The 26,122-nt window shown below is 63.5% G+C and carries 26 protein-coding genes, 1 tRNA gene and 1 pseudogene; 11 read left to right on the top strand and 17 right to left on the bottom strand.

Annotated elements, in window-relative coordinates; genetic code table 11:
• Positions 1 to 277 precede the first annotated feature (277 nt).
• From WKW80_RS32180 to WKW80_RS32200, 5 genes are all read left to right on the top strand, one after another.
• The gene (locus tag WKW80_RS32180; protein WP_340367661.1) at positions 278 to 1,075 is read left to right on the top strand and encodes an IclR family transcriptional regulator domain-containing protein; all 798 of its coding nucleotides are present in this window, start codon (positions 278 to 280) and stop codon (positions 1,073 to 1,075) included.
• A 134-nt stretch (positions 1,076 to 1,209) separates the two neighbouring features.
• Complete coding sequence (locus tag WKW80_RS32185) at positions 1,210 to 1,353, top strand: hypothetical protein (RefSeq protein ID WP_340367662.1); 144 nt, start codon at positions 1,210 to 1,212, stop codon at positions 1,351 to 1,353.
• Complete coding sequence (gene queE, locus WKW80_RS32190; protein WP_340367663.1) at positions 1,350 to 1,985, top strand: 7-carboxy-7-deazaguanine synthase; 636 nt, start codon at positions 1,350 to 1,352, stop codon at positions 1,983 to 1,985. Before WKW80_RS32185 ends, queE begins: the two co-directional genes overlap by 4 nt.
• Positions 1,982 to 2,347 (top strand): 6-carboxytetrahydropterin synthase, encoded by a 366-nt coding sequence (locus WKW80_RS32195; RefSeq protein ID WP_340367664.1) that lies wholly within the window; start codon positions 1,982 to 1,984, stop codon positions 2,345 to 2,347. Before queE ends, WKW80_RS32195 begins: the two co-directional genes overlap by 4 nt.
• A 305-nt stretch (positions 2,348 to 2,652) precedes the next feature.
• Positions 2,653 to 3,282 (top strand): voltage-gated potassium channel, encoded by a 630-nt coding sequence (locus WKW80_RS32200; RefSeq protein ID WP_340367665.1) that lies wholly within the window; start codon positions 2,653 to 2,655, stop codon positions 3,280 to 3,282.
• A 77-nt stretch (positions 3,283 to 3,359) separates the two neighbouring features.
• On the opposite strand, the gene WKW80_RS32205 is transcribed toward WKW80_RS32200, so the two are convergent.
• From WKW80_RS32205 to WKW80_RS32230, 6 genes are read right to left on the bottom strand one after another with little or no spacing between them, the layout of a single operon-like run.
• Positions 3,360 to 6,701: a pilus assembly protein gene (locus WKW80_RS32205; protein WP_340367666.1), complete on the bottom strand. Its 3,342-nt coding sequence runs from the start codon at positions 6,699 to 6,701 to the stop codon at positions 3,360 to 3,362.
• A gap of 55 nt (positions 6,702 to 6,756) precedes the next feature.
• Positions 6,757 to 7,311 (bottom strand): pilus assembly PilX family protein, encoded by a 555-nt coding sequence (locus tag WKW80_RS32210; protein ID WP_340367667.1) that lies wholly within the window; start codon positions 7,309 to 7,311, stop codon positions 6,757 to 6,759.
• Positions 7,308 to 8,378, bottom strand: a complete 1,071-nt coding sequence (locus WKW80_RS32215; RefSeq protein WP_340367668.1) for a PilW family protein — start codon at positions 8,376 to 8,378, stop codon at positions 7,308 to 7,310. The genes WKW80_RS32210 and WKW80_RS32215 overlap by 4 nt, the downstream gene beginning before the upstream one ends.
• Complete coding sequence (gene pilV, locus WKW80_RS32220; RefSeq protein WP_340367669.1) at positions 8,375 to 8,983, bottom strand: type IV pilus modification protein PilV; 609 nt, start codon at positions 8,981 to 8,983, stop codon at positions 8,375 to 8,377. The genes WKW80_RS32215 and pilV overlap by 4 nt, the downstream gene beginning before the upstream one ends.
• A gap of 2 nt (positions 8,984 to 8,985) precedes the next feature.
• A complete protein-coding gene (locus WKW80_RS32225) occupies positions 8,986 to 9,441 on the bottom strand; it encodes a GspH/FimT family pseudopilin (RefSeq protein ID WP_340367670.1) in 456 nt (151 codons plus the stop codon).
• Between the two features lie 32 nt (positions 9,442 to 9,473).
• The gene (locus WKW80_RS32230; protein ID WP_340367671.1) at positions 9,474 to 9,902 is read right to left on the bottom strand and encodes a type IV pilin protein; all 429 of its coding nucleotides are present in this window, start codon (positions 9,900 to 9,902) and stop codon (positions 9,474 to 9,476) included.
• Between the two features lie 157 nt (positions 9,903 to 10,059).
• Here WKW80_RS32230 and WKW80_RS32235 point away from each other — a divergent pair, with 157 nt between their 5' ends.
• From WKW80_RS32235 to WKW80_RS32250, 4 genes are all read left to right on the top strand, one after another.
• Complete coding sequence (locus tag WKW80_RS32235) at positions 10,060 to 10,908, top strand: DUF6502 family protein (protein ID WP_340367672.1); 849 nt, start codon at positions 10,060 to 10,062, stop codon at positions 10,906 to 10,908.
• Positions 10,905 to 12,302, top strand: coding sequence for a DUF5666 domain-containing protein (locus WKW80_RS32240; RefSeq protein WP_340367673.1), 1,398 nt, complete (start codon positions 10,905 to 10,907; stop codon positions 12,300 to 12,302). The genes WKW80_RS32235 and WKW80_RS32240 overlap by 4 nt, the downstream gene beginning before the upstream one ends.
• A gap of 608 nt (positions 12,303 to 12,910) precedes the next feature.
• On the top strand, positions 12,911 to 13,351 hold the full coding sequence (locus tag WKW80_RS32245) for a TolC family protein (RefSeq protein WP_340367674.1): 441 nt from the start codon (positions 12,911 to 12,913) through the stop codon (positions 13,349 to 13,351).
• Positions 13,348 to 13,527, top strand: coding sequence for a hypothetical protein (locus WKW80_RS32250; RefSeq protein WP_340367675.1), 180 nt, complete (start codon positions 13,348 to 13,350; stop codon positions 13,525 to 13,527). Before WKW80_RS32245 ends, WKW80_RS32250 begins: the two co-directional genes overlap by 4 nt.
• Positions 13,528 to 13,565: 38 nt before the next feature.
• Here WKW80_RS32250 and WKW80_RS37510 read toward each other — a convergent pair.
• A pseudogene (locus WKW80_RS37510) lies at positions 13,566 to 14,431 on the bottom strand (alpha/beta hydrolase fold domain-containing protein).
• A 246-nt stretch (positions 14,432 to 14,677) separates the two neighbouring features.
• Positions 14,678 to 15,898 (bottom strand): DUF4382 domain-containing protein, encoded by a 1,221-nt coding sequence (locus WKW80_RS32255; protein ID WP_340367676.1) that lies wholly within the window; start codon positions 15,896 to 15,898, stop codon positions 14,678 to 14,680.
• A gap of 381 nt (positions 15,899 to 16,279) precedes the next feature.
• On the opposite strand from WKW80_RS32255, the gene WKW80_RS32260 reads away from it, so the two are divergent.
• The gene (locus WKW80_RS32260) at positions 16,280 to 17,371 is read left to right on the top strand and encodes an IS630 family transposase (RefSeq protein WP_340367677.1); all 1,092 of its coding nucleotides are present in this window, start codon (positions 16,280 to 16,282) and stop codon (positions 17,369 to 17,371) included.
• A 76-nt stretch (positions 17,372 to 17,447) separates the two neighbouring features.
• Entirely contained in the window at positions 17,448 to 17,792 is a 345-nt protein-coding gene (locus WKW80_RS37515; RefSeq protein WP_422823006.1) for a hypothetical protein, read from the top strand.
• A gap of 33 nt (positions 17,793 to 17,825) precedes the next feature.
• Here the strand turns inward: WKW80_RS37515 and WKW80_RS32270 are convergent.
• The 9 genes from WKW80_RS32270 to thrS all read right to left on the bottom strand — a co-directional run bounded on the left by WKW80_RS32270 (position 17,826) and on the right by thrS (position 25,970).
• Positions 17,826 to 17,902 (bottom strand) — tRNA-Pro (locus WKW80_RS32270).
• Between the two features lie 25 nt (positions 17,903 to 17,927).
• On the bottom strand, positions 17,928 to 18,389 hold the full coding sequence (locus tag WKW80_RS32275; RefSeq protein ID WP_340367678.1) for a MerR family transcriptional regulator: 462 nt from the start codon (positions 18,387 to 18,389) through the stop codon (positions 17,928 to 17,930).
• A 64-nt stretch (positions 18,390 to 18,453) separates the two neighbouring features.
• Positions 18,454 to 18,816, bottom strand: coding sequence for an integration host factor subunit alpha (locus WKW80_RS32280; RefSeq protein ID WP_340367679.1), 363 nt, complete (start codon positions 18,814 to 18,816; stop codon positions 18,454 to 18,456).
• Positions 18,817 to 18,979: 163 nt separating this feature from the next.
• Complete coding sequence (pheT, locus tag WKW80_RS32285) at positions 18,980 to 21,424, bottom strand: phenylalanine--tRNA ligase subunit beta (RefSeq protein ID WP_340367680.1); 2,445 nt, start codon at positions 21,422 to 21,424, stop codon at positions 18,980 to 18,982.
• A gap of 21 nt (positions 21,425 to 21,445) precedes the next feature.
• The gene (gene pheS, locus WKW80_RS32290; protein WP_340367681.1) at positions 21,446 to 22,516 is read right to left on the bottom strand and encodes a phenylalanine--tRNA ligase subunit alpha; all 1,071 of its coding nucleotides are present in this window, start codon (positions 22,514 to 22,516) and stop codon (positions 21,446 to 21,448) included.
• Positions 22,517 to 22,635: 119 nt separating this feature from the next.
• The gene (rplT, locus tag WKW80_RS32295; RefSeq protein WP_340367682.1) at positions 22,636 to 22,995 is read right to left on the bottom strand and encodes a 50S ribosomal protein L20; all 360 of its coding nucleotides are present in this window, start codon (positions 22,993 to 22,995) and stop codon (positions 22,636 to 22,638) included.
• 24 nt (positions 22,996 to 23,019) lie between these two features.
• Positions 23,020 to 23,223, bottom strand: coding sequence for a 50S ribosomal protein L35 (gene rpmI / locus WKW80_RS32300; RefSeq protein ID WP_132733279.1), 204 nt, complete (start codon positions 23,221 to 23,223; stop codon positions 23,020 to 23,022).
• Between the two features lie 145 nt (positions 23,224 to 23,368).
• Positions 23,369 to 23,974 carry a translation initiation factor IF-3 gene (gene infC / locus WKW80_RS32305; protein ID WP_340367704.1) on the bottom strand — a complete coding sequence of 202 codons (606 nt, stop codon included), beginning with the start codon at positions 23,972 to 23,974 and terminating at the stop codon, positions 23,369 to 23,371.
• Between the two features lie 88 nt (positions 23,975 to 24,062).
• Complete coding sequence (thrS, locus tag WKW80_RS32310; RefSeq protein ID WP_340367683.1) at positions 24,063 to 25,970, bottom strand: threonine--tRNA ligase; 1,908 nt, start codon at positions 25,968 to 25,970, stop codon at positions 24,063 to 24,065.
• Positions 25,971 to 26,122 lie beyond the last annotated feature (152 nt).

Below are 26,122 nucleotides of genomic sequence, written 5' to 3' on the forward strand. Positions count from 1 at the left end.
GGGAAGATCAGCGACGCGGCGGTCGCGTAGATGAAGAAGTCGTAGTACTCCAGCGCCGAGCCGATCCACCCGCTGGCGGTGGCCTTCTTGGTCTGGTGCCTGGCGTGAGGCTCATGGGACGAATTACTTGCCATCGCTTCTGTCTCCGGTGATGTCTAACTCCCTGGACGCCCTGTAAAGTAGTCAACATGGACCCTGTTCGCAACGATTGCCTTCCCGACTCCGGCGGTCATCGACCACTTTGCACGATCAACGATCGTTTCCATGGTTTTCACTGATGTCCGCAAATGATTCAGTTCTGGGGCCGCACGATGGTTTTCCGATCGATCCGAAGGACCACATCGAAGGCCTGGCCCGCGGCCTGTCGGTGATCGAGGCCTTCGATGCGGCGAATGCCCGCATGAGCGCCTCCGATGTGGCGGCCCGCACCGGCTTGAGTCGAACGGCGGCGCGCAGGCACCTGCTGACGCTGTGTCATCACGGCTACGCCCACTCCGACGGCAAGTTGTTCTGGCTGACGGCGCGCGTCCTGCGACTGGGCGAAAGCTTCCTGGACGCAGCCCATTTGCCGCGCGCGGTCCAGCCGGCCATCGAGCACCTGTCCTCCCGCACCGGCGAAACCGTGAACGTCTGCGTGCTGGACGGCCACGACGTGGTCTACATCTCGCGCAGCAACAGCCCGCGCCTGGTGTCTGTCGGCTTCTACCCGGGCTTGCGCGTTCCGGCGCACGTGGTCACGCCGGGCGTGGCGCTGCTCTCGACGCTCGACGACGCTGCCCTGCGACGCTGGGTCGGCGAACACAGGTTCACGGCGTTCACCTCGAAGACCGTGACCGACCCCCAGCAGTTTCTGCAGCATGTGCGAGCCGCACGCGAACTGGGGTACTGGATCATCGAGGAGCACCTCGACCCCGCCCTGCTCGGGGTGGCGATGACCTTGCGAAATCGTCGCGGCGAACCGGTCGCCGCAATAGGCATCACCTTGCAGATGCGCGCCTGGTCACGCGAATCGGTGATCGCCAAACTGGTGCCAGCATTGAGCGAGACGGCGCAGTCGTTGCGGCCGCTCCTCTGACCAGGCCTGTCGCGCCGCCCTGGGTAAGATGCGGGCCGAAGGCGCCCGAGCACGCCTGGTGCACTTCAACCGGGCGAGGCGTGATCACGCGCGTCCCTCGTAAACCTCGCCGCATTGCAAGCGGCAAGACCTCCATGAACTCCAAGGCATTGGTCCTTTTTCCGGGTGGCCAGGACCCCACCACTTCATTGGCACGGGCACTCGAGCGCCATCACCGCTCGGCCTGCGGCCTGCCCGGCAACGAATGCACGGCCTTCGCCGAAGGGGCATCGGCATGACCTACAGCGCCAAGGAGATCTTCTACACGCTGCAGGGTGAAGGCGCCAACGCCGGCCGCCCGGCGGTCTTTTGCCGATTTTCTGGCTGCAATCTATGGAGCGGCCGCGAGGAAGACCGCAGGTTGGCGACCTGCACGTTCTGCGACACCGATTTCGTCGGCACCGACGGCGACGGGGGCGGCAAGTTTCGTACGGCGCAAGACCTGGCCGACGCGATCGAGGCGATGTGGCCCTCCGCCAGGCCGGACCGTCGCTTCGTGGTGCTCACCGGCGGCGAACCGCTCCTGCAAGTGGATCGACCCCTTGTCGTTGCGCTGCACCACAAGGGTTTCAAGATTGCGATGGAAACGAACGGCACGCTGGTGCCCCCGGAGGGCATCGACTGGCTCTGCGTCAGCCCCAAGGCCGACGCCCGACTGGCCGTGCGCAAAGGCCAGGAGTTGAAGCTGGTCTTCCCGCAGCCTGGCGTCGATCCTGAGAATTTTGCCGCTTTGCCCTTCGACCACCACTACCTGCAGCCAATGGACGGTCCCGACAGGGCCGCCAACACCGCCAGGGCCATTGCCTATTGCCAGCAGCATCCGCAATGGAGTCTGAGTGTGCAAACGCACAAGATGATTGGCATCCGATGATCTACGAGCTGAGTCAGAAGTTCTTTTTCGAGGCCGCCCACACCTTGCACCGGCACATGGATGCCGCCGGCAGCCGACGTATCCACGGGCACACTTATCACGCGGAGGTCACGCTCGTCGGCGAGCCGGATGGAAGCTCCGGCATGGTCCAGGACCTCGGAAGCGTCCGCGGGCACATCGACGCCATACGCGAATTGCTCGACCACCAGTTCCTGGATGATGTGCCCGGCCTCGGCCCGGCCACGCTGGAAAACCTCTGCAAGTTCATATTCACCAAGCTGGTCGCACGCTGCCCCCGCCTGGTCGCGGTTTCGGTAGAGCGCCCGGCCAGTGGCGACAGGTGCGTTCTGCGCTCTTCTTAGCGTCGACGATCTTTGCCTTGCACGGCGCAAATGTCAGCGCATGCCTATCGCTGTCGGGCCGCGCAACTTCCCTTGTGACCGAGGTGGTCGTGTCGGAAGCCGTCGTCCGCGCCGCCGACCGTGCGGCGCAAATGTTTCGCCGACTACCATCGCCAACTCGAGCACCAGGCCATCCCGGCCGGGTTCAACCCGAGCCTCCACAAAATCCGGAGCGGTTCACCACTGTTGTTTGAAAGGCGCCCAGCATGGGAATTTCTCGCTTGCACTCGTCGTTAGGCCGAGTCTTTCGCCAGCGTTGCTTTTACTTGTTCTCATCGCTCGTGGTGCTGGTCGGCATCGCACCCTTCTTGACCGAGACGGTGCAAGGCCGCCTGCTTCTTCCCTTGGGACATGTGCTGGTGTTGCTGGCAGCGGTTGCGGCGGTTGGACGCACCGTGGTTCCATTCGTCATCGCGTCGCTCCTCGGATTGCCGGCCCTCGCCTTCCAGGTGATGGCCGTGCTGGGTGGCGACGACCCGGCGCATGCCTTCGTGCTTTCGAGTTCGTTCTTTCTCGCCTTCTACCTGGCAGCCCTGGTGTATCTGCTGCGCTACGTGTTCAGTCCGGACGTCATGACCGACGACAAGTTGTTCGGCGCCGCGGCTGCCTACCTGATGCTTGGCATTGCCTGGGCCGTCGCCTACGGCCTGGTGCAGCGCCTGGACCCCACGGCATTCGGCGTCAAGCCCGGCGAGGCGCTGCGCTCTTTCCATGACTTGCTTTTCATGAGCGTCGGCTACCTGACCAGCAACGGACCAGGCGACATCGTGGTGACGGGTCCGAAGGCGCGCACGCTTGCCACCCTTGAACAATTGGCCGGCACGCTTTTCGTGGCGATCCTCATTGCGCGATTGGCAGGCATCTACCCTTCGAGAGGGCGCGTCGGGCGCGAGTGACGCGATTGCCGCCCGCCAACCATTCGGGCGCCGTGCTGCGCCAGCGGCGCAACGCCGGCGCCTCTGGGCCGCATCTGCTACACCCGGTCAATGTCGCGATACCAGTAGGTACGGCGCTTCTTCACCTTGATCGGAATGACCGGCTTCTGCGCGCCCAGACCCGACCGCGAATCGGCGCCGGAGCCGCCGCCGCCGCCGATCAGGAAGGGCAATTTCCTGGGCGAGCCGTTGACGTCGACCGTGACGATGCCGAACACCGGTGACGGCAGCAGGCCGCCGCCGTCGAAAACCACGTTCTTCGAATTGCCGGTCATGAAATTCACCGCGTAGCTGCGCGCCTTGCCGAGGTTGGCCTTGCAACTGTTGGTTGACGGCGGCGTCGGCTGGTTGGTGCCGAAGTAGACGGTGCCGCCCACGGTCGTGGGTGCGTTCACCGCCTTCTCGCCCTTGGTCGACGCGCCGCTGTCATCGAGGCCGAGCAGCGTGACGTAGAAGCCCTTCAGGCTCCCGTCGTAGGGCGTCGACGTCGCGTTGAAGAAGTCCGGGGGGGCCGCGTTGGCGGTGCTGCTCGTGTCGTCGCGCACGACGGGCGTGCCCGTCGCGACGCTCATGCCGATGTTGGTGTCCTTGATCATGTAAAACCGGTTCACGATGTCGTTGGCCTGGTGCGTGACCAATGGGTGCTCGCGGTCGCCGGTGCTCGCCACGATCACGTCATACGACTTGGTGATGACGATGTCGGGGCCGAAGAACATCTTGCGCCTGGTCGTGCCGCTGCCGCCCAGTGCAGCCAGTCGAGTGACCGCCCAGGTCGAACTGGAGTAGTCGGGCACGGGGTCGCCGCCCTTGGGCTGGAAGTCGATGCGCCAGATGTTTCCGCCGACGTCGGCAGCGTAGGCACGGTCGATGAAGCCGTCGAAATCGCGGTCGACCAGGGTCACGTCCGCCGGCATGGCGAAGTCCATGCCCGTTGTCTTCACGCAGGTCGCGCCGGTGACGACGGCGCAAGTGCTATTGGCCGACACGGTCTGCCAAAGCAGCGCACCGGTGACCGCGTCCAGCACGAACACGCCGCGGCCCATCTTTCCGGCCGATGGTGGTTCGTCGTCTTCGGCAAGGTCGTACCCGGCGCCGAAGATCAAGACCGGATTCGTGTTTCCCTTGATTCGCGCCACCTTGGGCTGGGACCAGGTCTGGCCCAGTTCACTGAAGCCGAGGTCCGCGCTCGTGTGCTTCCACATGAACTTCGGGTTGGCGGGGTCGCTCACGTCCAGCGCGTAGAGCAGACGGCCGCCGCGTCGCGCAGTAAGGAAGATGTAGGCGTTGCCGGTGGCCGCGTTCTGGTAGACGCTGGTGGGACCGTCGAAGAAGTAGTTCTTGCCGCTGGTCTTGGCGCCGAGCGTGAGTTGCGGGTTGTTGGTGTACATCGTCTTGAGGCCCGGATAGAACTCCGGCGCGACGAAGCCCCACAATTCGCCGCCCGGCGGTACGCTGGCGGAATTCCCCTTCGAATCGGTCACGGCGATCGAGCAAGTGCTCGACACCGTGCAGAAGCCGCGAGGCTTGGTCTTGTCGGTGGTGTTGTTGGGCTGATTGCCGTTGATGGCGCGGAACACGCCGTCGTTCGAACCGTAGAAGGCCACGACGCCGGTCGTGCCACCGTAGTTGATGACGACGGGGCGGGAGTGGAGCACGTCGCCGTGTATGGAGCCGCGTACCGTGATGCTCGGGTCCGGAGGAACGCTGGTCTCCGCGCCGGCAACGGCATCCGCCGCTTGCGTGACGGTATCTTCCCCGCGCACCCAGTTGATGAAATTGGCGCTGGCTGTCGCCTGCGCCGTCGTATAGCCCAGGTCAGTGGCCAGCGACGCGTTGCTGGTGCTGAACTTCGCGCTGCTCAGCGCACCGCCCGTGAGGCAGGGGGTGGCCAGGCCGCAAGTGAAAAGGTTGCGTGAGGTGGTCGCGCTCGCGCCGGTGTAGCTTTCGGCGAGGTACTTGAGACGAATCTGCTGGCCCACGCCGCCCTTTTCGACGACCTGCCCGTCGGGGCCGTCGAAGCCGTCGTTGCCGCCCTGCAAGGCCACGGCGGCCGACCAGAACCCGCCCTTCGAATCCGGCAGCGTCGCGGTGTCCTTCGAGGTCCAGAAGCTCACCGCCGTCGGCGAGACGAAGCCGGTGCCCGCGGCGCTCAGCGCGCGGTTGGCATTTGTGTTGCCCGCATACGGGCCCCAGGACGCGTCGGCAAGAAAGAGTTCCGGCGATTGCGGGTCGCTCACATCCACGCCGAACTGATATTGCTTCAGGTTTCCGGTCCAGCGCGGATTGCCACTGGCGTCGGGGCGGAACATGCCGATATAGACCTGGTTGAGGTAGGTACCCTGCGCGTTGGTGCTCACCGGAAGCACGGGGGCTGCGAACACGCTGTTGACGGCCTGCACTTCGCTGAACACATCGCCAATGGCCTTGGCCAGGGCGTCGAGGTCGCCGAGCTGCACCATGAAGTACTTGCCGCCGCCCTGATTGGCCATGCTGACCATGAGTTGCTCGTAGTCAGGGTTGCTGCCGTCCGTCAGCACGATGGTGTACGTCGTGATGGCCGGGTAGGTGGTGGCCAGATTGGGCGACGAACCTGTGTACATGAACTTGGCCCACTCGTCGGAGTAGTCGCTCTTGTACTTGGCCGAGGCTGCGCTGTTCGAGATCGGCGACTTCCAGCCGGGCAGCGTCAACTGCGTCGGCGAGCCCGACAACGCCGCAGCGCTTTGCAGCGCCGAGCCCGCGCGGTTCCCGCTGTCCTGCGGCTTCTGATTGTTGGTCGCCAGCGTGATGTAGAGGACGAAATTCCTTGCGCAGGTCAGCGCCGAGTTCGTGCCCGGGTAAGTCGTGCCGGACAGGCCGGTCTTGCCGTTGTAGAAGGCCCAGGTTTCCTGCATGGCCTGGGCGATGGCGTTGTTGTTGCCCTTGTCGGCCGAAAGGCTCAGCGCCTTGATCCGCGTCAGCATCTTGTCGACGCCCTTGCCATCGCTGCCGGTGCCATCCATGAGCAGCAAGGAGCCGGGTGCGGGCGAAGGCTTGGGCAGCACAAAGGTGCCGCCGTCCGTCGGCCCTGTCGGAAAATACATCAGGCCCAGGTTGATATTGCCGTTCAGTGCCTTGCTGCTGCCGATGGACGACACCGCGTTGTACAGCCCGCACTGCTCGAATCCGAAGTTCTTTGACGGGTCGTTCACCGTCAATGTGGGGCAACTGTAGCTCGAGCTGGCATCGGCTGCCGCCGCGTTGTCCAGGATGATCACCAGGTTCGGCGCCGAGCCGCCCCCGCTCGCCTGATAGATGTCGATGTCTTCGGCCTTGGCAATGGAACTCGCCAGCGCCAGCGCGGCGACCGTGGTCCACATCGTGAAGTTTCGCTTTGTCATTGCTTCCCCTGGCCTTGGTCAGGCCTTGATTCTGAAAATTTCACCGCGACCGCCATCAGCAGGCAGAATCGAGTGCCACGCGCAGGGCAACGCCCTGGCGTGTGGTCGTCGTGGTGGTTGCAACGCCGGGTGCGTTGGCCGTGGCACTGATGTCCCAGTTGGAGTTCGAGCACATCGAGTTGCCGTTGGGGCCGGCGCCTTCGATGCCCGTGTTCTGTGCCGCGCCGCTGGCGTAGCAGGGCACGTCGTCGGCGTTGGACGCGTCCAACTCGCTCAGCTTGATCGGCTTGACGCTGGTGCATTGCGGCGCCGCGACGTCCACGACGTAGGTCGATGCGGCTTGCCCGGCGTCATTGATATCCACACTCACCTTGGACGGCGCGGGCAGCTTGGTGAAATCGGTGCTGATGACGGTCTCGATGCCCTCTTGCGCCGCCGACTGTGCCTCTTTCCGTACCTGCATGTTGCCGACGACCTTCGTGTTGACGTTGGTCACCTTGATCGACGAGACAACGATGAGCGTGAGGATCACGAGGAAGATCATCGCGATCATCAGCGTGGCGCCGCGTTGGGACCTGCGGCTGTGTTGGGTCAGTTTCGGATTCTTCATGGCTGCTCGCGTTGTCCGGAGCCGTTGTAGAGGCGCGCCGTGGTGCTGTAGACGTGACGCTTGAACGCATCGGCGAATGGACCGACCTGGCCCGTTGCCAGGCCCATGTCGTATTTGGTGGCGTCGGACCAGCCGGCGGTCTTGTCGGTGTTGCGCGCAAGGAGGTGGACTCGCACTGCCATCACGTTTGTCCAGTTGGCGGTGGGGTCGGTCCACACGTGCGGCGGCACGGTCACCGGGCAGGCCGCGATTTCGGCCGCGGGAGGCGAGGTCGGATTGCTGGTGTAGCAATCGGGGGCGCCATCGCCGTCCATGTCGATGCCGTAGTCGTATTGCAGGTTCTCGATACCTTCCGACAGCGCCGTCGTGACCATCGCGCCGTTGACGAGTTCGGCCACCTTGAGCGTGGGCGTCGTGTCGCTGCCGCACACGTTGCAGGTGCTCAGGAAGTAGATCCGATGCACGACCTTGCGCAGGGTCGAAACTCCACCGCAATCCTTGTTCAGGAGCGGGAACGACGAGGAACCGGCTCCGACGGCGAAGGGCATGAGGTCCGAGGCGCAGTTGGACAGCTGCATATAGGTCTCCGTCGCCACCTTGGCAGCGACCAGGATCGGCTGGGTGCTGGTTCGCGAGACGATCAGGATCGCGGTGTTTGGCATCACGTCGGTGATGCAACTCGGAGCGGTGGTCACCGCGTAGACCGGAAATGGCACCGTCGAGATACCGGGGCTTGTCTTGGGCACGTAGCCCAGGTCGGCAACCGCCGCCGGGCAGATGGCGGGCGTGACGCCGGTGTACTCGGTGGTGGCGGCGATGCCGAAGTAGCCGGCGTTCTGCAGGTCTTCGGCCAGCACCTGGATGGCGTAACGCCCGCTTTCGATCTGGCGGGCCGACTTGTCGAGTTCGCTTCGCGTCGTGACGTTGGAAACGACCAGAGTGATCAGCCCGATGATGAGGAACAGCCCGAGCGTGATCGCCACCATCAGCTCGATAAGGGTGAAGCCCCGTGTCGCGCGCCGCGGGGCCCGGCGCGCGAGGAATGTCGATGCGGATGTGTGGTTCACGAGAGCGCCCCGATCCGGACTTTGGTGGTCACCACGCGGTGCAATTTCTCGTCACCGAAAGAACCGTTGCCGCATGGAAAGGCGGTGACGCCGCCGGCCAGCTTGGGCGCAAAGGTCGGTTGCAGCCCTTGCCAAGCGACGGCGACCATGTAGACATTGGAGGCCGCATCGGATTGCAACACGCAGCCGACAGCGCCGATCATGGCGCCGCGCTTGCTTCCCGCGACTTGTTCGGACTGGCCCTTGAGCATGCCGTCCCACGCTGAGAGGTCCGCAACAGCCTGCGCCTGCTGCAACGCCGTACCGACGGTACAGGCCGGCACCGTGGTGCTGCCCGTGCCCACTTGCAAGCCTGTCGCGCTGTTGGAATAGCAGGACGCCACCTTGCGGTTGGCGTTGAGCCGCTCGGCCATTTCCTGGAGCAACAACAGCGCCTGCACACGCTGGTAGGACTCCATCTCGGCCATGTTGGCGCGGCTGCTGACGCCGGCCAGGCCCAGCAGGCCGAACAGCAGGATCACCAGCGCGACCATGACTTCGATCATCGCGAAACCGGATTGGCGCGTGCCATGGCCGCGGCGTCGTTCGAAAGGGTGTTTGGTCATGTCTAGCAAGCTCCGATCTTGCTGCTGGGTACGCCGCCCAGCCCGAGGGAAATGCACCGTGGCGTCACGCCCGGCATCGACGTCGCCGGCCCGACGGTGAATTGCGTGCTCGCCGTCGTCGAGCGCCCATCGCTCGAATACGAAACCTTGGCAAGGCTTGCGGAATTCGTGATCGACACGCCGCTCATGGCCTGCTGGTTCAGCAGCGTTGTGACACCCGCATCTGCGGCCACCGTCCAGCCGCCATTCCAGTCGCTCGAGGTGCGGACCAGGTCCACGCTCGCATTGCGGGTGATGGCTTCGCTGCGCGCCAGCGTCAGGGCCGTGATGAAGTCGAAGGAAGCGTTGCGCACGCGTTGCGACATGATGAATTCACGGAACGATGGCGCAGCAAGGGTGGCCAGCAGGGCAACCAACGTGATGGTGAATACAAGTTCGATGAGGGTGAAACCGCGCATCGGCGCACCGGGCGGATGTGGGCGGCGCGTTCTTACCAGCATGTGGTCCCCGTCCCCGTGACCGTCTTCGTACTTGCCTGATTGACGCTGAGCGTCCCGCACTCGGCGTCATGCGCGAGTTGCGAATTGATCGGGACCGCCTTGACAAGGAATCCTGGCGGTGGGCCTGTCACTGGCTCGGTGGAGATGAGGTAGTTGCTCGCGACGGTGGCAGGCACGGTCGTGGGCAGGTCGCTGAGTTGGACGGCATAGGCGCGCGCATCCAGCAGATAGCGCTGCTGCAAGCCGCTGACCTCGAGCATGTAGCCCTGTGCCGCGGCCCTGTTCGAGCGCACGATGTAGCGGGTGTAGGACGGGTAAGCGACCGCCGCCAGGATCGCGATGATGGCGACCGCAATCATCAATTCGATCAACGAGAAGCCGCGCGCACGCTGACTGGACTTAGAGGGAGCCAATGACATAGTTTTCTTCTAGAAAATCGTCGCGGACACGATGCGCAACCTTGTGTAACAAATGTGATTTTGTCGCATATTACATTTGTGTCACTTTGTTAGCTAGAGCTAAACTTCACGCTTGCGTCTCAAATTGCGCCGTCCGTCGGATAGACGACCCTACTGAATGGAAAAAAAGCTCGCCTGGACCGTTGCCGCGTGCGCGCGTGTGATGCGCCCAGTCGTCAGGTTGGCGCTCGCCATGGGGGTCAAATACCCGCAACTCGAAGAACTGTTGCGCGACCTGATGCTGGACGAGGCGAGTCGGACCTGGAAAAGCCGGGGCACCCGCAAGCCCAACGTCAGCCAGCTGTCTGTCACGACCGGCCTCAACCGCAAGGCCGTGACGGCCAGGATCCGGGACCTGGACAGCGCCCTTCCGCACTCCGAAACCTCGGCCACGGCACGGGCCTTTACGACCTGGCTGCAGATGACTTCGCAAAACGCCGAGCGCCGGCGGTTGCCGATCGTTGCCGGGGGAGGCGCCTTTTCATTTGAAGAACTGGCCCGTTCCGCCGGGCGGGGCAATGTGCATCACCGGTCGATCCTCGACGATCTCGTCCGGCTGAACATGGTCCGTGAGCACGAGGGCCACGTCGAACTCATTGCCGACGGCTTCGTGCCAACGGAAGATTTGCAGGCCATGCTCGCCTTCCTGGGGGACAATGTGCGCGACCACCTGCTGGCGGCTATTCACAACACATTGGGCACCGGACCACGCATGCTCGAACGCGCCGTGTTTGCAAGCGGGGTCACGCGGGAATGCAGTGAAAACGTAGAGACGATCGCACGCGCCCGCTGGCAGACCCTGCATCACGAGTTGACACATGAGATGTCGCGCGGCGTGCTGCAAGCCCCCGGCGGCACCAGCGGCCGCGTCCGCGTTGGCATCTACACCTATTACGAAGACGATCCGGTCGACCCTGACGCATCGACCGACGTGGCATCCGGATCCTTCCCACCAAAAGCGACATGACGACCACAAGACTTTTGCGTAGCGGACTGCTGGTGCTGGCACTCACCGCGCTGCTCTCCTGCGGAGGCGGCGGGTCGGGCTCGGTCTCGGGATTTGGAATCCCCGGCAGTGCGGGCGGCTCACAGAATGGCGCCTTGACGGGCTCGTCCGGCACCACGACGGCCGGGTCCGCCGATGGATCGGGCGGCAGCACGACTGCGGGGTCCGCCGATGGATCGAGCGGCGGTACTACAGTGGGAACGACCGATGGGTCGGGCAACGGCTCGACAAGCACTGCTTCGAACGGCGACGGGTCCGGCGTGGGCTCCGGTGGCACGGGTGTGACCTCCGCCAGCGCCGTCGGGGTTGGCAGCGTCGATGGTTTCGGCAGCGTCATCGTCAACGGGCTGCGCTATGACATCGACTCCGCCGTCGTCACGTTGGAAGATGCACAGGAACTCGCGATCGGCATGACGGCGCGCGTGATCGGCGCCGTCGATGCAGGCTTCACATCAGGCGTGGCCAGGGAACTGAGTTCCGCCGCCGAACTGCGCGGACCACTCACAGCCGTGGACCCATCGACCGGCAACCTGCTCGTGATGGGCACGACGGTGACCACCGACAGCACGACGGTATGGGCCGACACGCTGCGAATGTCGAGTCTGGGGGCGGGTGCGACGTTGCAGATCTGGGGCCTGCCGGTGTCACCGGGCGTGCTGCGCGCCACTCGAATCGCCCAGGTCGCCGGGGCTGCCGCGCCGATCGTCACCGGCACGGTGCAAAACCTCGATATGGCGGCTCGAGTCTTCAACGTCGGCGGGCTCGTCGTCGACTATCGCTCGGCCGCATTCGCGGGGGGCCAGAACGCAGCCACGCTTGCCAACGGCGCTATCGTGCGAGTGCGCGCAACGCAGGCGCCCGCAGGGGGCGTCCTCACCGCCAGCGTCGTCCAGTCATGGTACGGCCATGCCTCGACTGCCGGCACCGTCGCCCTGCTGGAAGGTGTCATCAGCGAGTACACCGGCGTGGGGGGCTTCAAGATTCTCGATACGCCCGTCGACGCGTCCGCAGCAAAGATCACCGGGGGCCCTGGCGCAAGCGCGTTGGGCAACGGCGTGAAGGTGATCGTTGGCGGAACCTTCGACAGCAACGGCCGTCTGCTGGCGACGACGCTCAAGATTCGCCACGTACCCGGCACCGGCGGGCCCGCATCATTCATGCTGATCGGCACTGTGGGGTACTACACCTCGTCCGCCAGTTTCCAGGTTCGCGGCAAGCCAGTCGATGCCAGTGGGTCCGATGTCGATTTCGTGAATGGCAGCGCGGCCGATCTGCGAAACGGCACGAAGGTCACGGTGTCAGGGTCGCAGGTGATGGATGGCGTGCTGATCGCCACGCAGGTGATCTTCGACTGATCTTCCGGTTCGGCCGCCTGGCAGTTGGATCTCAGCGCCGCGCGACGCATTGCGACCTCGATAGGTACGACGAACGAACCGGAAATTGCGTCTAGGACGTAGCCTGGCAAGCCCGTCCAGGCCGGTTGAAAACCGCCTCGGATCCCGCAGGCTTCTTGACCTCGACGTCCGTCACGGTCAACGGCGACCCGGTGGCACAGCCGCAGGCGCGCAGCGCGGCATGACGATAGAAATCGGGGCAAGCCCTCTGAGGCCATTCCTGGCTGGGCCGCTGCATCCAGCATCGTCCCGGCAAACTGAACTGAAGCTACTCACTGCCCCATTTCCAAAAACGCCACTGCTGCAAGTGGCCGAATTGGGCCGGGTAGGAAGAAGCCGTTTTGGACTTGAACCAGCAGGAGACAGCCAGAAATGACAAAGGGGTTAGCAACTACTACGCTGCTAACCCCCGTCAATACTGGTCGTGTGAAACCGATCTAAGGATGCTTCCAATCCCGCACAGATGCTAGGTTTCGAAGTTGCCTATGAGAGTTTGTACCCCCGTATGTACCCCCGCTTCGACCTCGCTACCCCCTCGAGCTGCTATGACCGCGCCTGAGGCAAGCAACATGCAATCGTCATCCAAGCTGGCGTTCCGACCCACGCGCCCGCACGAGGCGCGACGAGTTCTCCTAATCCCGCTCCACGTCGGTCCAATTGTTTCAATCCTCGCGCCCGCACCGGACGCGACGCGTAAAAAGTGCGTTCGGTCGTGTCCTCGGGGGATCTTTTCAACCCACTCAGGCCGGCACGGCGCAGCAGCCGGTCTCGAATTGCGCATGCCCCTTTACGAGGGCGGAAGGGTGAATGCGTTGACGCGCGAAGCTGCGGCGCGCCAAGGAGCAGCCGAGCAACAGTTGGAGGCGGCAAGGCGCGAGGTCGAACGGGAAACCATCACCCATTGGCTGAGCGCCCGAGCCAACCATGCTCGCATTGGTTCCACAGAGGCCGAAGTTCTTGCGTTTGAACAGACCGTGAAGGCGCAGGAGGTTGGGCTGGAGCTGGAGTGAGCCGCATCACTGACTTGCTCGATGCGCGCCGGAGGCTGTTCAAGTCGCGCGCCGAAGGTGCGAAGGCGCGTTACGACTACTTGCGCGACGTAGTTGCCCTGCGCATTCGCGGCGGGAATTTGACTGAGGAAGAACTTGTCGTGTGGGACCGCTGCTTCGATTCCGGTGTTCGCTGAACGGGCTGGCATTTTGTCGAGACGCTGAAGTCGTCGTCTCACGTAGATCGAGGTATTGCCTCCCACGCATGCGGAGCCAAACAGCAATGACCCAATAGCAGGCCGCAGTCAGAGAAGCGATCATCTCGCCGCGGCCAGATCTCCAGCCGCACGCTCACATCGGCGAGTCCCGCCGCGCGGGCAAGTGCGACCTCGTCATCCAGCAAGGCCTCCGTGGCCCCCACGAAGATCGTGAGAGGCGCGATGCCGCCGAGATCGGCGAAAACCGGCGACGCGAGAGGAGTCTCTCTCGTGGCCGCCTTCCAAGGTACTGCTCGGCCAAAAATTGCATGATCTCGTGGTTGAGGACCGGATCTCGCTTCGCGTTGCGGCTGTAGCTGTCCGCGGTCGCCGTCATGTCGGCCCAGGGCGAGAGAAGCAATGCGCAGGCTGGCTGCTGCATGCCCCGTTCTTTCAGCCGAACAAGCAATGCCACGGCCAAGCCCGCTCCCGCGCTATCGCCGGCGACCGCGATCTGACGAGGTTTGAAGCCGGAATCCAGGAGGAATCCGTATCCACTGACCGCATCTTCCAGGGCATGCGGAAACGGGAACTCAGGGGCACGCCTGTAGTCGAGGGTGAGCGTTCTCATCGTCGCCGCGCGGCCCAACTCGCTCACGAGGTGCCGGTGGCAGCGAGCCCCAAACATATCCCCCGCTGTGCAGATAGAGGATGACTTCGCTCGCGCTCGCGACACCCGTGGACGTCCGTTCAGCGGGAACGCCGTGCGCCTCCACCTGTTCCACACGGACATCCGCTGCCAGCGGGAAGAGATCTCCCAGAGCGTCGGACGCTGCCCGACGTTGCTCAATAGCGAGGGACTCCGGCTGCGCACGAAGCATGGCTTCCAGTCGTTCAAGCTCATTCATCGGGGCACCTCTTTCCGCACTACAGGCCTCAAGGCAGCTTAAGACGCGCGCCTATTGTGGACAAGCCTCGGCCAAGAGGCGGCAGTCGCGTGTCGTCGCCGGGGAGCTTCGGGCCCAACCCAGTTGCACGGATTTTTCTGAAGCGGCCGTTGAGCGAGCCCCGTGAGGTCGTCCACCGATCGCGGAGGCAACCACCCCCATTGCAGCGCGCCCCGGTCATCGGGGGCGCCGCTCAAGTCCACTCAGGGCAGGGTGAAGTTGGTGGCGAAGGTCGCGCCCCCCGCCAGCGTCGGCGAGGTCGCCGTCTTCACCGCGCCGGCCCCGCTGGCTTCCACCACGTACTTGCCAGCCGCAGCCGTGTTCGGCGCAAAGACAAGCGCCGCGGGCGACACGACATAAGGCGCCACCAGCGGCGCATTCACCGGCACCGCGTAGGTGTAGGCGCCGGTGTCGCCGTCCACCGCACGGTCGGCCACGACGATGGTCGGGCCACCGGACAGCGGCTGTAGGGCACGCACCTGTGCCTCGATCGGCGAGCTGGCGGTGCTCACGGCGCCAGACAGGGTGGCCGTCGGAGAAGTGGACACGGCGAGCGCCGAAGTCGTGGCGTTGAGCGTGGTCACGGTTTGATCGGCAACGGGCACGCTGGTCACCACCGCGGTGGTGTGGCCGGGCGCCGTCAGCACCAGGTGGTAGCTTCCGGCAGGCACCGGCTGCACCACGAATTTACCCGCGCTGTCCGGCACCGTCGCCTTGACGATGACCCCGTTCTGCTGCAGCGAAACGCTGGTCTGCGGACCGACCACGCCAACGTCCACATAGCCGAGCACGCCAGAGACCAGGCGCGGCACCACGCTCAGTACCGGCTTGAGCAAGTACTGTCCGGAATTGCCGGCTTTCACCACTGACTTGCACGCGTCGAAGTCGATTACGAAGTCCGCCATCTGGTTGGCCGCCACATCGATGTTGGCGTTCGCCTTCAAGCCCGATTGCTGACCGCTGGGCGTCTTCAGCGCAATTTCCTTTTCGCCAGTGGGAATGACCGAATTGGCCAGCGGCGTGCTGCCGCTGTTCTCAGTCAGCACCAGGCGCAGCTGGGTGTACTTGCCCACCGGCAGTGGCATTTGCCCGAGTTCGAGCAGCACACCGTTGGTCAGCGACAAGAGGTCGATGCGCGCCGGCGGGTCCACCGGCAGGTCCTGCCAACCAGCTTCACTTTCTGCCGCGTTCGCGGCCTGGTGGACACGCACCTTGGTGACGGTCACATTGACGGCGTCATAGCCGCAGGCCGGCGCGTCGGTCATGGCCAGCCGCAGCGTGCCTTTCTCGGCGGTGGGGGTCGGGGTCGGTGTGGCGGCGACGGGAACCGAGCCGCCGCCTCCGCCGCCGCCGCCTCCGCAGGCCAGGAGGGATCCCAGCACTACCGCGGATAACGCGGCACGTATGCAGGCGAAGGTTTTCATTTTCTATCTCCAGAATGGAATATGGGAATATTTCACATTCTGTGCACGCGCAAACGCTCCGAGCAAGGCCCGCACACAGTTTGCGGCGTCCTTGCAACGCATCCGGCGCGATCTCAAAACACGGCGGCTATGCTCGCATTCCAACAATGGAAAAGGACATTCCATGAAGAAGCTAGTCGCAGCACTCTTCGCAACGGCCATGCTCGGCGGGTGTGTTGTCTACCCCGAGGCCCCAGGCAATCCCGGCGGCGGGTACGGAAAGCAATGCCCGCCCGGACAGGCAAAAAAAGGAAACTGCTAGTGTAGTGTTGCGCGCTTGTGGCAACTTAAATCAAGAGCGGGTCTCCGATGCTCTACTACGAAGCAGAGTGGAGAACGCAAGTGCGAGTTGCCCCCGAGATTGTGCTGACCGATGAGGAGCGAGGCGAGTTGACGCGGCTGGCTCGCTCCAAGCTCACCAGCGTGAGGCTGGCGCTGCGCGCACGCATTGTGTTGCTGGCTTCGCAAGGGCGGCAGAACAAGGAGATTGCCGCGCAGGTGGGCGTGGGCCGGGTGCAGGCGTCGCGCTGGCGTGAGCGCTATCTCGAGTCGCGGCTTGCGGGCATCGAGCGCGACCTGCCACGCGGGGCGCCGGCGGTGAAGGTGAACGTTGCTCGCCTGGTGGCGTTGACGACCCAGAGCGCGCCCGCGGCGGCCACGCACTGGAGCACGCGCAAGATGGCCGCCGAGTTGGGCGTGAACGCCAGCACTGTCATGCGCCATTGGCACGCCCACGGCTTGAAGCCGCACATCGTGCGCGGCTTCAAGGTCTCGCGTGACCCGAAGTTTATCGAGAAGCTCGAGGACCTCGTGGGGCTGTACATGTCGCCACCCGAGCATGCGCTGGTGCTGTGCTGCGACGAGAAAAGCCAAGTGCAGGCGCTGGACCGCACGCAGCCGGGACTGCCGATGAAGAAGGGGCGCGCGGCCACCATGACGCACGATTACAAGCGCAACGGCACCGTCACCTTGTTTGCCGCGCTCAACGTGCTGGACGGCCAGGTCATCGGCCAGTGCCAGCAGCACCACACCCACGTCGAGTGGCTGAAGTTCCTGCGCCAAATCGATCGTGAGACGCCCAAGGACAAGACGCTGTATCTGATCGCCGACACCGACAACTATGCGACGCACAAGCATCCGGCCGTGCAGCAGTGGCTGGCCAAGCATCCGCGCTTCAACATGCATTTCACGCCCACCTCGGCGTCGTGGCTGAACATGGTCGAGCGCTTCTTTCGCGACATCACCACCGAGCGGCTGCGCCGAGGCGTGTTCACCAGCGTGCCCGAACTCGTCGCTGCCATCGACGAGTATGTCGCCCACCACAACATCAAACCCAAGCCACCGTTCATCTGGACCAAGAGCGCTCGCGACATCCTGCAGAAGGTCATTCGTGCCCCCCGCTTAAGTTCCAAACAGAACGCAACACTACACTAGTTCCCCGTTCACCGAGCGGGCCGTATGGCGCTATGCGGTCGCTACTGCACGAGCACCACGCGACATTACCGCCGACTTGAAGGGTGCCCTCACGCCGCACAAAAAGCGACATTTCGCCGCCATCACCGACCCGAAGAAACTGGGCGAACTGAACCGCGTTATCCGGGCCTACCAAGGGGGTGCTATCGTGCGCGCGGCGCTGCAACTCGCGCCCATGCTGTTCCAGCGCCCCAACGAGTTGCGCGGCGCGGCATGGTCAGAGATCGACCTGGACACAAGGGTGGCCAGCTTCGGCTGGCTGCTGAAGAAACGGCTTCTTGTACCCCCGTTTGTAACCCCGCTTTGCGCTGACAGTCAATGTCGCGCCCTGTACGACCTTGACGGCCAAAACGTCGGTTCTCCCAATGAAAAAGGCCGCTAGCTATATCTCGCTAGCGGCCTTTGTCGTTTCTTATGGTCGGTGTGAAAGGATTCGAACCTTCGACCCCTTGCACCCCATGCAAGTGCGCTACCAGGCTGCGCCACACACCGAAGCCTTCAATTATAACCAGCAGAATCAGTGCACCGCGCCCAGTAGCTCGCGGATTTCGAATAGTTCGCGGCGAAGCTGATTGATCAGCGTCTGGCCGAGTTGCGGCGATGGGGCAGCGAGATCTTGCTGCTCGTCCTGCACGGCAGCGTCGAACTCTTCGCGATCGATCTCGATGGCCTCGACGCCCTCGAGCGGAACCTCGCCTGTCCTGCGGCGGTCGCGCTCGTGCTGCACCAGTTCCTGCAGCTTGTTGCGCGCACCGCTGATCGTGAACCCTTGGTCGTAGAGCAACTCGCGAATGCGGCGAATCATCAGCACCTCGTGGTGCTGGTAGTAGCGCCGGTTGCCGCGCCGCTTCATCGGGCGCAGTTGGGTGAATTCCTGCTCCCAGTAACGAAGCACATGGGGCTTGACGCCGCAAAGCTCGCCCACCTCACCGATCGTGAAGTAGCGTTTGACAGGAATCGGGGGGAGTGTTTTCTCCATTGAAATCAAAGCCGTGCGCGCGAAACTTGAGAGGTTACTCCACCTGCATCAACACCGCAAAGAACTATTCGGCCCCGATGCTCCATTCGACCTCTCGGGCATCCACTTCCGTGATGCTTCCGTGAATCTGTTCCTTGAGTTTTGCACTCGCATGGAACGTGGCAACGCGGCGCGCGCCGATCGGGATGGCCTCGCCAGTGCGCGGATTGCGGCCCGGCCGCGGCGCCTTGGTGCGGATCTGGAAATTGCCGAAGCCCGAGATCTTCACGTCGCTGCCCTCGATCAGGCTTGCCGCGATCAGGTCGAAGAACGCCTCGACCATGTCCTTCGACTCGCGCTTGTTCAGGCCGATCTGCTCGAACAGCAGGTCGGCCAGTTGCGCTTTGGTCAGCGCGGGCGTTTCGAGGACTTCCAGCGTGAATTCCATATCAATCTTCCACAACGCTATCGCGTGACCCGCGATGCATGAACCAGGACAAGCACGGCGAAGTCTGTTCGTGGGCACCCGTGGAACCGGCTTTGCCGGGCCGCCGGGTGCGCCCCCTCGAGGGGGAGGCGCCGCAGGCGCCTTGGGGGTGTTTCATTTCAATTCATCCTCGCAGACGAGCGCCCAACTTGGCACCTAGTTGGTCGACGATGGCGCGAACTGCCGGTTCGATCTGCTCGTCGGTCAACGTGGCCAAATCACTCTGGAATGACAGGCGCACAGCCATGCTCTTTTCGCCCTGCGCAAGTCCACCCGACGCAGCGACGGTGCCATCGCGCGCGACCTGCGGGCGGTAGATGTCGAACAGGCTCGCACCCTGCAACAGGCCATCGGCGCCGGAGGCCGACGCGATGGTTTGCATCAGTGCATCGTGCGTGACGTCTTCGGCCACCACCACGGCAATGTCGCGCTCTACAGCCTGGTGACGCGGCACGGGTTGGGCAATCGGCAACGGCCGAGCCATCACAGCGTCCAGGTCGAGCTCGAACAGCATCGGCGCCTGCGACAGTTCCCACTTCTGCCGCCAGCGCGGGTGCAGTTCGCCGACCACACCGATTTCGCAGCCATCCACGCGCACGCGCGCCGCGCGGCCCGGGTGCAGTGCCGGATGCTCCGTCGGTTCGAAGGACGGCATCAATGGCGCCAGCAGTGCTTCAACGTCACCCTTGATGTCGAAGAAATCAGTGCTCTGCGCCTTGCCTTGCCAGCGCGATTCTTCCGCATCGCCCCAGGCCAGGCCCGCGATGCGCATCGGTTGATGGATTCCCTTGACGGTACTGTCCGTCGTCGCAACGCTGTCGTCGCGCAGGAATACGCGGCCCACCTCGAACACGCGCACACGCGAGGCCTTGCGATCGATGTTGAACTTGAGCACTTGCAACAGCGAGCCGAGCAGCGACGAACGCATCACGCTCATCTGGCTCGCGATCGGATTCAGCAGCTTGATCGGGCTCGCATTGCCGGCCAGGTCCTGCTCCCAATGCGCTTCGACAAAGCTGAAGTTGATCGTTTCCTGATAGCCAAGCGCAGCCACGCGGCGACGCACGTCGAAGCGGCCACGCTGCACTTCTGGCCGCACGCGCGCGGTGATCGGCGCAAGCGGCGGCGTGGTGGGCAGGTTGTTGTAGCCGACCAAGCGCGCAACCTCTTCGATCAGGTCTTCCTCGATCAGCAGGTCGAAGCGGTGCGGCGGCGGCGTCACGCGGACGATGCCGTCTCCCTCTTCGATCGGCAGGCCGAGTCGCTTCAGTGCAGCGACGCAATCAGCTTGCGTCAGGGGCATGCCGATCACGCGCGACGCACGCGCCACGCGCAGTGTCACCGGCTTTGCTTCGGGCAGACGCAAAATCCGATCGTCAACGGCACCGGCCTGTCCGCCGCAAATCTCAAGGACCAATTGCGTGATGCGCTCGATGACAGCCACCGTACGGCTCGGATCGACACCGCGCTCGAAGCGATGCCCCGCATCGGTGTTGAAGTTGAAGCGCCGCGAGCGACCCTGGATCGCCTCGGGCCACCAGAAAGCGGCCTCGACGTAGATGTTCTGCGTGGCGTCCGTCACCGAAGTGGCGTCGCCGCCCATGATGCCGGCCAGCGACTCGACTTCGCGCTCGTCGGCGATCACGCCGACTTGCTCGTCGACCGTGATCGTGTTGCCGTTCAGCAACTTGAGCTGTTCGCCGGCCTTGCCCCAGCGCACCGTCAGGCTGCCGCCGTGGATCTTGTCGAGGTCGAAGATGTGCGAGGGCTGGCCCAGTTCGAACATCACGTAGTTCGAGATGTCGACCAGCGCCGTCACGCTGCGCTGACCGCAACGCGCGAGACGATCGACCATCCACGCCGGCGTCACGGCCCTGGTGTTCACGCCGCGCACGATGCGGCCCGAGAATCGGCCGCACAGGTCAGGCGCTTCGACCTTGACCGGCAGCACGTCGGCGAACGAGACCGCGACTTTCGGAACGGCCGGCGCTTGCAGCGGCGCACCAGTCAGCGCAGCCAGTTCACGCGCAATGCCGAACACGCTCAGCCCATGCGCAAGGTTCGGCGTGAGCTTGAGCGTCAACAGCGAATCATCAAGCTTCAGGACCTCGCGGATGTCCCCGCCGATGGGCGCATCGGCAGACAACTCCAGCAGCCCACCGTGGTCTTCGCTGAGTTTCAGCTCACGCGCCGAGCACAGCATGCCCTGGCTCTCCACCCCACGCAGCTTGCCCAGCTTGATGAGAAACGGTTTCCCATCCTCGCCAGCCGGCAGTTCAGCCCCAACCAATGCGCAGGGGACCTTGATACCCACGCGCGCATTCGGCGCACCACACACGATGTTGAGCAGGTCGCCTTGCCCCACATCCACCTTGCACACCCGCAGGCGATCGGCGTTCGGATGCTGCTCGGCCTCCTTGATCTCGCCGACCACGATCTTCGTGAAAGGCGGCGCTACAGGGCGGCGCTCCTCGACCTCGAAGCCGCCCATCGTGAGCGTCTCGGCCAGTTGTTCACTCGTGAGTGGCGGGTTGCAGAACTCGCGCAACCAGGACTCTGGGAATTGCATGTCGTCTAGCTCTCTGTCTGGTTACTGGAACTGCGAAAGGAAGCGCAGGTCGCCGTCGAAGAACAGGCGCAGGTCGCTCACGCCGTAGCGCAGCATCGTGAGCCGGTCCGGGCCCATGCCGAAGGCGAAGCCGATGTAGCGCTCGGGGTCCAGCCCCATGTTGCGCACCACGTTCGGGTGGACCTGGCCCGAGCCCGCGACTTCGAGCCAGCGGCCGGCCAGCGGGCCGCTCTGGAACTGGATGTCGATCTCGGCGCTCGGCTCCGTGAACGGGAAGAAGCTGGGACGAAAGCGCAGCACCAGGTCGTCGGTCTCGAAGAAGGTGCGGCAGAAGTCGGTAAACACGACCTTGAGGTCCTTGAAGCTCACGTTCTCGCCCAGCCACAGGCCTTCGCACTGGTGGAACATCGGCGAGTGCGTCGCATCGCTGTCGACACGGTAGGTGCGGCCCGGCGCAATCACGCGGATCTCGGGCGGCCTGACGTTCGGGTCGGTCTCCGCGGCCTTGAACACGGCCGCGTGCTTCTTGATCTGCTGATGCGCATAGCGCACCTGCATCGGGCTGGTGTGCGGGCGCAGGTTGTACGGGATGCCGTCCTCGCCGTCGATGTCGACGTAGAAGGTGTCCTGCATCGAACGCGCGGGATGGTTCGGCGGGTTGTTGAGCGAGGTGAAGCTGTGCCAGTCGCTCTCGATCTCGGGCCCGTCGGCCACGTCGAAGCCCATGCTCGAGAAGATCGCTTCGATGCGCTCCATGGTGCGGCTCACCGGATGCAAGCCGCCACCCACGCGTTGGCGGCCGGGCAAGGTCACGTCGAGTGCCTCTGCGCGCAGTTGAACGTCGAGTTCGGCATCGGCCAGCGCCTGGCGGCGGGCGTTCAAGGCCGCCTCGATTGTCTGCTTGGCCACGTTGATGGCCGCGCCGCGAGATTTCTTCTCGTCAACCGACAACTGGGCCATGCCCTTCATGAGTTCGGTGATTCGGCCGGCCTTGCCGAGGAAGCGTGCCTTGGCGTTTTCCAGGTCCGCCGGTGCGCTCGCCTGGGCGAAGTCAGCGCGGGCGGTGTCGACCAGGGTGTCCAACTCGTTCATAGCAATTCAGGAAGGGAAATAAAAAAGGACTGGTGCCATTTCTAGCGCCAGCCCTCAATGCCGTTCAGGCCGTGAACACAAGGTGCCATCCCGAGAGACGGCGACTTGCGATTGCAGGATCAAGCAGCCAGCTTGGCCTTGACCTGCTCCACGATGCCGGCAAAAGCGGCCTTGTCGTGCACGGCGATATCGGCAAGGACCTTGCGGTCGATCTCGATACCAGCCTTGCGGATGCCATTGGCGAACTGGCTGTAGGTCAGGCCCAGTTCACGCGAGGCGGCGTTGATACGCGCGATCCACAGCTGACGGAAAACGCGCTTCTTGGTGCGGCGGTCACGGTAGGCGTATTGGCCCGCCTTCATCACCGCCTGCTTGGCGATGCGATAGACATTGCCGCGACGACCGCGGAAACCCTTGGCGAGTGCGAGAACTTTCTTGTGGCGGGCGCGAGCCGTTACACCACGTTTGACGCGAGGCATGTGAGTACTCCTTGTTCGTCTGAGTTAAATGCCCATGCCGGGCAACATGGCGGCCATCGAAACCATGTTGGTTTCATGAACCGTCACTGCACCGCGCAGATGGCGCTTGTTCTTGGTGGTCTTCTTGGTCAGGATGTGACGCTTGAAGGCTTGACCGCGCTTGACGGTGCCACCGGGACGAACGCGGAAACGTTTTTTCGCGCTGCTCTTGGTCTTCATTTTGGGCATTGAATGCTCCTTTAGTTTGTGCTCGTGAGGCGACGTGGATGCTCCGCGTACTTGTTGGCCCCGAGACACTTCTTCATCCCGCCCCTGCCTTTGCAGGCAAGGGCGAAATCCCTTCAATCCTCTGCTGGCTACAGCTTTTGCCGACTCAAGCGGCGGTTGCCGGCTCGGTCGCGGCCTTTGGCGCGCCGCCACCGGCCTTCTTGCGGCCCGGCGCGATCATCATGATCATCTGCCGGCCTTCGAGCTTCGGAAACTGCTCGACCATGATCGTGTCACCCAATTCGTCGCGAATGCGCTGCAAAAGTGCCAGACCCAGCTCCTGGTGCGTGATCTCGCGGCCGCGGAAGCGCAGCGTGATCTTGCATTTGTCGCCATCCTCAAGAAAGCGCCTGATATTGCGCATCTTGATGTTGTAGTCGCCGTCGTCGGTACCGGGCCGGAACTTGATTTCCTTGACCTCGATGACCTTCTGCTTGGACTTCGCTTCGGCCGCCTTCTTCTGCTCGTGGTACTTGAACTTGCCGTACTCGATCAGGCGGCAGACCGGCGGGTTGGCCGCAGCGACAACCTCGACCAGATCCACGTCGCTTTCGCCTGCCATGCGCAGCGCTTCAGCAAGGCTGACGACACCCAATTGCTCGTTCTCGGGCCCAATCAGGCGAACTTCCGGGGCCATGATTTCCCGGTTCAGGCGGTGTTGGCGTTCCTCGCGGTGGCGGCGGTCGCGAAATGCAGTAGCGATGGTCAGAATCCTTCAATCAATTTGCTACAAAAAATGTAGCGAACACCGTAGCAACCACGCCCACAAACAACCGTTTACCAGAAACCGAACCAGAAAATCAGCGTTTGTGTTGGATGTCGCCGGCGATCAGTTCAGAGAACGCCTGCATCGACATGACTCCGAGGTCTTTATTTCCCCGGGCGCGCACTGCGACGGCACCTGCTTCCTTCTCTTTGTCGCCCACGACTAGGATGTAGGGAAGCTTTTGCAACGAATGCTTCCGTATTTTATACGTAATCTTCTCGTTGTGCAGGTCTAGCTGGACTCTAAGCCCTTGATTCTGCAGCGCTTTCGCAACCTCCGACGCGTAATCGGCCTGCCCTTCGCTGATATTGAGCACCGCGACCTGCGTGGGCGCGAGCCAGGCGGGCATTGCGCCGGCGTGGTGCTCGACCAGCATGCCGATGAAGCGCTCCAGGCTGCCGACGATCGCGCGGTGGAGCATCACGGGATAGGCACGGCCGCTCGTTTCCGTGACGTATTCGCCCCCGAGGCGCTCGGCCGTGTTGAAGTCGACCTGCATCGTGCCGCACTGCCACTGGCGGCCGATGGCGTCCTTCAGCGTGTATTCGATCTTCGGGCCGTAGAAGGCGCCATCGCCGGGGGCAATGACGAAATCGACGCCGGATCGACGCAGCGATTCCATCACGGCGTACTCGGCCTTGTCCCACAGATCGTCCGAACCGACGCGGTTCTCGGGCCGCGTCGCGACCTTGTAGAGGATGTCCGTGAACCCGAAGTCCGAATAGACCTTCTGCAACTGTGCCGTGTAGGCGATGCACTCGTCGAGGATCTGGTCTTCCGTGCAGAAGATGTGCCCGTCGTCCTGCGTGAAGCCGCGCACGCGCATGATGCCGTGCAGACCGCCGCTCGGCTCGTTGCGGTGGCATTGGCCGAATTCGCCATATCGCAGCGGCAGGTCGCGGTAGCTGCGCAGGTCGCTCTTGAAGATGATCACGTGGCCGGGACAGTTCATCGGCTTCAGCGCGTACTCGCGCTTTTCCGACTCCGTGACGAACATGTTCTCGCGATAGTTCTGCCAGTGCCCCGTCTTCTCCCATAGGCTCTTGTCGAGGATCTGCGGGCCCTTCACTTCCTGGTAGCCCGTGTCGCGGTAGACGCGGCGCATGTACTGCTCGACCTGCTGCCACAGCGCCCAGCCCTTGGGATGCCAGAACACCACGCCCGGCGCCACTTCGTCAATGTGATAAAGGTCCAGCTCGCGGCCGAGCTTGCGGTGATCGCGCTTCTCGGCCTCCTCGATGCGCTGGATGTATTGGTCGAGCTGCTTCTTGTCGGCCCAGGCCGTGCCGTAGATGCGCTGCAACTGCTCGTTCTTGGCGTCGCCGCGCCAATAGGCGCCGGCCAGCTTCGTGAGCTTGAAGACCTTCAGGAAACGCGTATTCGGCACGTGCGGGCCACGGCACATGTCGACATATTCCTGGTGGTAGTAGAGGCCCATGGCCTGCTCGTCCGGCATGTCCTCCACCAGGCGCAGCTTGTAATCCTCGCCGCGCGACTTGAAGACCTCGATGACTTCGGCGCGCGGCGTCATCTTCTTGACGACGTCGTAGTCCTGCGCGATCAGCTCGCGCATGCGCGCCTCGATGGCCGCCATATCCTCGGGCGTGAAGGGGCGCTCGTACGAGATGTCGTAGTAGAAGCCCTCCTCGATCACCGGGCCGATCACCATCTTGGCCGTCGGATAGAGCTGCTTCACCGCGTGACCGACCAGATGCGCCGTCGAATGGCGGATGATTTCCAGGCCCTCGTCGTCGCGCGGCGTGATGATCTGCAGCTTGGCACTGTGGTCGATGATGTCGCTAGCGTCGACCAGCTTGCCGTCGACCTTGCCGGCCAGCGTCATCTTGGCCAGGCCGGGACCGATGGATTGGGCCACTTCCACGACGGAAAGGGGGCCGGGGAACTCGCGCTGCGAGTTGTCGGGGAGCGTGATCTGGATCATGGAAAACCTCTGGCGGAAAAACAAAAAGCGCGGTGGGAAGCCGCGCTTTGCAATGGTCTGAGTGCTGGTGCGACCAGCGTGCGCGGGCTACCGGCCGCTTCCTTGAAGGAAAGAGCCGTTGAAAACGGTTGCCGTAGTTCGCGGTGTCATAA

The sequence above is a fragment of the Variovorax humicola genome, assembly GCF_037889915.1.
Lineage (GTDB): Bacteria > Pseudomonadota > Gammaproteobacteria > Burkholderiales > Burkholderiaceae_C > Variovorax > Variovorax humicola.